We start from the raw sequence: 6,668 nt of genomic DNA on the forward strand, positions 1-6,668 counted from the left end.
TCGTTTCACGTCTAGTGATGTGGGCCTCTCTCATTTTTTGTTCATTACATGAAATCCAGTCTTGAAGAATTGTTGCGAGACCTCCAGATAATCTCCAAAGAGCTCTTCCTTTCCAGTTGGAATCTTGTATCAACCACAAACTTAAACACAGCCTTATTATATATGTGTGGTTATTTCACCTCCACAACATGATGAAAATGCAGCCTTTTTATCCAGTTTCCCCGTTGTCGGAGTCCATGGCTGAGGCATTTTATTGGTTCCTTTGGAGCTTCAAGGAAAAGCATCGACCATTTTTTATGGCACAGCCAAAAATAAGGCACGAACCGTTTCCTATCGTACAGCCAAGGATAAAAGCGGAAGGCCCTGTCAGAGGGCGTGGTTGTTTCATCTCCACAGTATGGTGAGAGTATACCGTTTTTTCTTCACTTGTTCCGTTTATGGCTTTATGGCTGAGGCATTTTATTGGTTCCTTTGGAGCTTCAAGGAAAAAGCATCGACCATTTTTTATGGCACAGCCAAAAATAAGGCACGAACCGTTTCCTATCGTACAGCCAAGGATAAAAGCGGAAGGACCTGTCAGAGGGCGTGGTTGTTTCATCTCCACAGTATGGTGAGAACATACCGTTTTTTCTTCAGTTGTTCCGTTTATGGGCTTTATGGCTGAGGCATTTTACTGCTCATTCTTTTAGGATTAAAAAAGGCTGTGTCATAGAAACTGGTTGATGCTTTTTCTTTAAAGTTCCAAAGGAATAGCCAACAAAATGCCCTAGCCATAGATTCCGCCAAGGAAAAACTAGATACAAAAGCCGTATTTTCACCGTACTGTAGAGATAAAACAACCACATACTATGGCAGAGCCTTAAAAAATAAGGGGATGTCCTAGCTTGTGTTATCAATTATATATAATATATTGAAATTATTTAATTAATTTTAAATTACAAAAAGTTATTTTCAATGATTTCAAATAATTATATATAAAATAACGACACAACCTAGTTAAGATTAGCTAAATGATTTAGCTCTATGAGAAGATGGCTATGGCAGCCTCCATTGAAGCGTCATTCTCATTTCTTCAGAAACGAGTAAAAATGTTCCGGTTTGATGCCGTCAAAACGCCGTAAATGCCTCTTCGCCCGGTTCCAAAAATAAAGCATTGACCATTTCCTTTGGTACAGCCGAGGATAAAAGCAAAAGGCTGTGTTATAGAAAACGGTTGATGTTTTTTTCCTTGAAGCCCCAAAGGGATAACCGGAAAAATGCCTTAGCCGTGGATCCCGCCAAGGGAAAAACCGGAGAAAAAGGCTGTCTTTTCACCGTACTGTGGAGATGAAACAACCACAAACTATAACAGAGCCAAGCAAAAATATATTTTAGCCCTGTGTTTTCCTTAGGTCGTGTCGTCAATTAGATATAATCGAGTGAAACTAGCTAACTATTTTAAGGTTATAAAAGATGGTTTTTAATAATTTTAAATAGTTACATATAAATAACGACACGGCCTAGAGCGTTTTTACGTTGAAAATACTCTTTCGGGTGTGGGAAACAGGCGGTTGTTGCGAAGACATAAGCACAATATATTTGCTCTGTTCAATGCCGGATCAAGCGTGTCTTACACTTTAACATTGTAAAATGTTAAAGTTAATTTGCTCTAAACAGGGGATAGAAACTAAAAGCCCGGAGTATGTTCCGGGCTTTCGTGTCTGGAAAAGACATCAACAGGGATTCGATAAGGCCAAAAGTCTTTGGGGAGGGTGGGGGAGGTTTGGAGGGGGCGGGAGGGGCTTTCTCCAGAAAGGCCCTCCCGCCCCCTCCAATCTTCCGCTCTCTACACTATCCCCCCAGCCTTCATGCACCAAAAAGAAATGGCGGCGATGAAGGCGGAGGCGGGGATGGTAAGAATCCATGCAATGACGAGGTTCCCGGCCACGCCCCAGCGGACGGCGGAGAGCCGCTTGGTCGAGCCGACGCCGAAGATGCAGGCGGTGATGGTGTGGGTGGTGCTGACGGGCGCACCGAAAAGCGACGCCCCACAGATGACGGCTGCCGCGGAGGTTTCGGTGGCGAAGCCGTGCACAGGCTCCAGCTTGAAGATCTTGTGGCCCATCGTCTTGATGATCTTCCAGCCGCCGAGCGCCGTGCCCATCGCCATGGCGAGCGCGCAGACGCACTTGACCCAGAAGGGAACCGCAATCGTGTCAATTTTGTTGAAAATGAAAAGGGCGAGGGTGATCACGCCCATGGTCTTCTGGGCATCGTTGAGGCCGTGGCTCGTCGCCATGAAAGCGGCGGAAACGATTTGCAGCTTGGTGAAGGCGCGGGTGAGCTTGTTGCGGTTGGCCCGGGCGCACAGGAGCATGATCAGAAACATGGTCAGGAAGCCTACGCCGAAACCGGCGAGGGGCGACAGGATCAGTGGAAGCAGGATCTTTTCGGCAATGGAAGCGCCGTTGAGCGTGCTGAAACCGGCGTAGGCCACGGCGGACCCCATCAGGCCGCCGATGAGCGCGTGGGATGATGAGGAGGGGATGCCGAAATACCACGTGATGAGGTTCCATGCGATGGCCCCGATCAGCGCGGCGAGCACCAGCGGCTGGCAGTTCGCCACCATGTCCGTGTTGACGATCCCCGCGCCAAGGGTCGTGGCGACCTTGGTGCCGAGGAAGGCGCCGATAAAGTTGAGCGATGCCGCCATGATGACCGCAACGCGGGGGCTGAGCACCTTGGTGGAGACCACCGTGGCGATGGCGTTGGCGCAGTCGTGGGCCCCATTGGTGAAGTCGAAGATCAGCGCCATCACGACAATGAGCACAAGCAACACGGGTACCTCAAACATACTTGAGCACCACCTCTTCCAGCGTATCGCCGAGGTCGGAAACCATGTCCACGGCACGCTCGATACGTTCGTAGACCTGGCTCCAAAGGATCAGCTCGCGCACTTTCTCAAAGTTGGGGATTTCGCCGTCCATCATTTCCGAGATGCCTGCGGCCTGCAACATTTCACAATCCGATTTGCGGGACTTCAGGGAGTGCAGATGCCCCGATATGTCCTTTTTCTTTTCAAGCTGCCCGAGCATGAGCCCCGTATCCTCAATCATGCCCTTGATGTTCCGGGTCATCATATGGGCCGGGAAACGCTGGTACATGAAGCCGCACATAAAAAAACGGCTGGCGAGGTTTTGTATGCCGTCCGCCACCCGTTCCTGTGCGAGGTTGATTGCGTGGATGTCTTCACGATCGATGGGAGTAATGAAAGTCTGTGAGAGATGCCATGTTATTTTCCGGTTGAGCTTGTCGGCTTCTTCTTCCAACAGATTGATTTGTTTGAGGTGTTCTTCCGATTCATACGTGTTTTCCATGACGATGATGAGGCTTTGGGCCATCCGCTGCAGGACGGCGTTCTGTTCCATCAGCAATTTGAAAAACGGAACCGTCTGGGGCAAGAAACGCGCTAGCATGAAACCTCCTCAAAGGCCTGATTCTTAAATGCCGCCGTTGTACTGGAAAGAAATGGATCGGGCAAGCAAACAGGAGAAGTCGACAGGAGGATCAAAGGATTCGTTATGGAAAATTTTTTCGGAAGAGACGTCAGATATGGATAAGGACATATCTTTGGAATACGCCGAAGACACGGCAACTGTGGGCATTAAAGATTTTCGGATTCAATACGTTTTTTATACATTGGAAAAATTGGCGGTGGGGATTCGATAAAAACGAAAATCTTTGAAGAGAAAGGGGAGATGTTCGGAGAGGGGGAGCTTTCTTAGGCTGTGCCGTTGTTTGATATATAATTATTTGAAATCATTGAAATGATATTTTTGTAGCTTAAAATAATTAAATAATTTCAAATAATTATATATAATTGATGACACGGCCTAGAAATTCTCCCCCCTCTCCAATTGTCATTCTCCTTCCATTCCTAAAAACGCCGCGGCTTTCTCCTGCGCCTTCTGAGGAAGCAGCGGAAACCACGCGGGAAGGCGGAAGGCTTGGAAATCGGGAAGCGAAACCCGCCCGTGATGCAGGAGAAAACCGGAAGGGCAGGACAATCCCGCGCCGTAGAGGGAATCTCCGGTCAGCGGATGCCCTGCGGCGGCAAGATGCGCCCGGATCTGGTGGCGCGCGCCCTTGCGGATGCGGCAGCCCACGAGCATGAGCGGGGCATCGGGAGCATCGGATTCGACGAGGCCGGGGACATCCCCAGCGGTCAGGGGGGCCAGCAGGGTGACATCGGTATGCCGCACCGGATCGGGATCGTCGGTATGGCGCACCCGCGTCTTGTTCCGCGTGTCCGTATCCAGACGGCGGGCCACGGTGAAATCATAGAGCGGCTGGCCTTCTATCAGGGCCAGATACAGCTTGTCCGTATTGCCGATGCGCTCGGCCCGGTACCAGCGGCGCTCGCCTTCTTCGGTGCGGGATGCGAGCACAAGGCCGGAGGTCGGCGCGTCCAGACGGTTGAGCAGGCGCGGGGCATAGCCTCCCTCTTCCGAAGGCAGCAGGTCGCCGAGCAGGGTTTCGAGGCTTGGGGAAAGGCTTCCCGCGAGGGCTGCGGTGTGCATGCCCGCGGGCTTGTAGAGCGCCGCAATCCCATCATCCTTATAAACAAGGGACGGGGCGTCTTCCGGGAGGGCCGCGCCTTCCGGGTCGGGCAGGATGGTGATTTCCTGCCCCGCGCGCAGCTTGAGGCCGGGGATGCCGGGTTTGCCGTTCACCAGTACGAGGGAACGGTCGCAAAGGCGGCGGCGCGCCCGGAGGCCGCGATCCGCCAGCGCGAACAGGTCGGGCCGGGCGGCTTGCTGTTCGGGGGAAGGGGAGGCCAACAAGAGGCCGAGGGCTTTGTCCAGACGCCAGCCCCGCGCCTCTTCAGGCACACAAAACGAGATGCCGCCGTTTTGGGGGCGGTTCGCGGAAGAGGGCATGGGGCGGGCTTAGTGGTTGTTGGGGGAAGATTTCTTGATGTACGTCAGGCCGGCGGCTACGGCGGCGATGCCGAGGAAGAACCAGATGAAATCCATATGGGGCTCCAGCGTTGAAATGGTTGCGGATGCCTTGAAGTGTAGCGTAAAGGAGAGGGCGGAGCAAGGGAACGCTCCCGGCTCCTGCGGCGGTTTCCCGCCGGCCTTTCCCGTTGCGCCCGGATCGGGGCGCGTGAACTTTTTTCCCCAGAGTATCCATGACTACACAGCGAATAGCTCTTGTCGGTGCGGGGCTTGCCGGCTGCGAATGCGCGTTGCAGCTGGCCCGGCGCGGTTTTGCCGTCACTCTTTTCGAGCAGAAGCCGGAAGCCTATTCCCCGGCGCACTCCATGCCGCAGCTTGCGGAACTGGTCTGCTCCAATTCCTTGCGCTCCGACGAGCTGGCATCCGGTGTCGGCCTGATCAAGCAGGAACTGCGCGAACTCGGCAGTGCGCTCATGGCCGTGGCCGACGCTGTCCGGGTCCCGGCGGGCAAGGCGCTGGCCGTGGATCGCGAGCTGTTTGCCGGAAAGGTGACGGAGCTTGTGGAAGCCGAGCCGAATATTACGCTTGTCCGCAAGGCCATCGCCGATCTCGATGATCCCGCTTTGGAAGGATTCGAGCGGGTGGTCATCTCCGCCGGGCCGCTGGCGAGCGAAAGCCTGTCGGCGTCCATTGCACGGGCCGTCGGCGCGGAGCACCTCTATTTTTATGATGCCATCGCGCCCATCGTGGCGGCGGATTCCATCGATATGGGCATCGCCTTCTGGGGTTCCCGTTACGGCGAGCCGGGTGAGGGCGATTATCTGAACTGCCCCATGAACGAGGAAGAGTACAAGGCGTTTTATCAGGGCCTGCTCGACGGCGAAAAGGTTGCCAGCCGCGAATTTGAGCAGGAGAAGCATTTTGAGGGCTGTATGCCCGTGGAGGCGCTTGCCGCGCGCGGCGAGAAGACGCTGGCCTTCGGGCCGCTCAAGCCGGTGGGCTTCACGGATCCGCGTACCGGGCGGCGTCCTTTCGCGTTGCTTCAGCTTCGCCCCGAAAACGGGAACAAGACGATGTTCAATCTGGTGGGCTGCCAGACCAAGCTGACCTATCCCGCGCAGGCCGTCTGCTTCCGCAAGGTGCCGGGCCTTGAGCACGCGGAATTCGTGCGTTTCGGCAGTATGCACCGCAATACTTACGTGAATGCGCCCGTGGCCCTGAATGAAGAGCTCGCCCTCAAGTCCCGCCCGGACGTGCATCTTGCCGGGCAGATCACCGGGGTGGAAGGCTATGTCGAGTCTATTGCCTGCGGCTTGTGGGTGGGGCTGATGCTGGCGGCGAAGCTGGCGGGGCGTTCCCTGCCGAAGCCTCCGGCAACGACGGCCCTCGGCGCGCTGCTCAACCATCTGGTTACGCCCGCCAAGCATTTCCAGCCGTCCAATGTGCATTTCGGGCTCATGCCGGAGCCTGAAGTCCGCGTGAAAAAGAAGGAACGCAAGCAGTGGTATGCGGATCGCGCCCGTGCCGCGTTTGGCGAGTGGTTGAAGGGGTTGGAGAAGGAAGGGGATTGAAGATTGGGGAGGGGAGAGGCCCCCTTTTGAAAAAGGGGGCCTCTCCCCTCCCCAAACCCCACCCCTCTCCACCTAAAACTTTTGACCTTATCGAATCCCTGTTGGGAGGATGGGGCATAGGTGAAGATGGAGGGGGAGCGGTAGATTTTTTCTTGGC

Annotated in this window: 5 protein-coding genes; 2 read left to right on the forward strand and 3 right to left on the reverse strand. The window is 54.3% G+C overall.

All coding sequences use genetic code 11. The annotated features are described in order from the left end of the window. Positions 1–1,825 precede the first annotated feature (1,825 nt). Positions 1,826–2,833, reverse strand: a complete 1,008-nt coding sequence (locus ACZM8Y_RS17360; protein WP_308771983.1) for an inorganic phosphate transporter — start codon at positions 2,831–2,833, stop codon at positions 1,826–1,828. Continuing rightward, positions 2,826–3,455 carry a DUF47 domain-containing protein gene (locus ACZM8Y_RS17365; protein WP_302554445.1) on the reverse strand — a complete coding sequence of 210 codons (630 nt, stop codon included), beginning with the start codon at positions 3,453–3,455 and terminating at the stop codon, positions 2,826–2,828. Before ACZM8Y_RS17365 ends, ACZM8Y_RS17360 begins: the two co-directional genes overlap by 8 nt. Before the next feature lie 28 nt (positions 3,456–3,483). On the opposite strand from ACZM8Y_RS17365, the gene ACZM8Y_RS17370 reads away from it, so the two are divergent. Then, positions 3,484–3,708, forward strand: coding sequence for a hypothetical protein (locus tag ACZM8Y_RS17370; protein ID WP_487480248.1), 225 nt, complete (start codon positions 3,484–3,486; stop codon positions 3,706–3,708). A 191-nt stretch (positions 3,709–3,899) separates the two neighbouring features. On the opposite strand, the gene ACZM8Y_RS17375 is transcribed toward ACZM8Y_RS17370, so the two are convergent. Then, entirely contained in the window at positions 3,900–4,919 is a 1,020-nt protein-coding gene (locus ACZM8Y_RS17375) for a pseudouridine synthase family protein (protein ID WP_479859656.1), read from the reverse strand. A 254-nt stretch (positions 4,920–5,173) separates the two neighbouring features. On the opposite strand from ACZM8Y_RS17375, the gene trmFO reads away from it, so the two are divergent. Further along, positions 5,174–6,511, forward strand: coding sequence for a methylenetetrahydrofolate--tRNA-(uracil(54)-C(5))-methyltransferase (FADH(2)-oxidizing) TrmFO (gene trmFO, locus ACZM8Y_RS17380; RefSeq protein ID WP_479859655.1), 1,338 nt, complete (start codon positions 5,174–5,176; stop codon positions 6,509–6,511). Positions 6,512–6,668 lie beyond the last annotated feature (157 nt).

Source organism: Bilophila sp., assembly GCF_057864385.1.

Excerpts from the sequence above, each read along its gene's own strand:
- ACZM8Y_RS17360 (WP_308771983.1), bottom strand. The coding sequence starts at position 2,833 with ATGTTTGAGGTACCCGTGTTGCTTGTGCTCATTGTCGTGATGGCGCTG.
- ACZM8Y_RS17370 (WP_487480248.1), top strand. The coding sequence starts at position 3,484 with ATGCCGCCGTTGTACTGGAAAGAAATGGATCGGGCAAGCAAACAGGAG.
- ACZM8Y_RS17375 (WP_479859656.1), bottom strand. The coding sequence starts at position 4,919 with ATGCCCTCTTCCGCGAACCGCCCCCAAAACGGCGGCATCTCGTTTTGT.
- trmFO (WP_479859655.1), top strand. The coding sequence starts at position 5,174 with ATGACTACACAGCGAATAGCTCTTGTCGGTGCGGGGCTTGCCGGCTGC.
- ACZM8Y_RS17365 (WP_302554445.1), bottom strand. The coding sequence starts at position 3,455 with ATGCTAGCGCGTTTCTTGCCCCAGACGGTTCCGTTTTTCAAATTGCTG.